The organism is Brevibacterium sp. SIMBA_078 (genome assembly GCF_046534565.1).
GTDB lineage: Bacteria > Actinomycetota > Actinomycetes > Actinomycetales > Brevibacteriaceae > Brevibacterium.
In genome coordinates this window covers 1-229 of record NZ_JAWRYQ010000673.1, presented here as the reverse complement: position 1 = coordinate 229, position 229 = coordinate 1, and the positions used below count along the sequence as shown (strand labels likewise).

Sequence of the window (229 nt, the reverse complement as noted above, 5' to 3'; positions counted from 1 at the left end):
CAAATATCGCCGCCACACACTGCAAAGTACTCATGTGCTCATGGTAAAAAAACCGACCAAGCACGATCATCATCAATGGTAATAAAAAATAGCCTAGTGTCACATCCAAGCCAAAACCATTAACTGGCGCCCACATAAACAGCCATATCTGGCCGCCTAGAATTGGTGCAGGCAATGTAAATATGAGCCACTCTTTGGGTGTCTTTAGTGTTTTTATATACTCAAAGAC

1 pseudogene is annotated in these 229 nt (G+C 42.4%); it reads right to left on the bottom strand.

Annotation, left to right across the window (positions count from 1 at the left end):
- Window positions 1-229, bottom strand: a pseudogene (locus SB749_RS21175) (hypothetical protein); the annotation flags it as partial.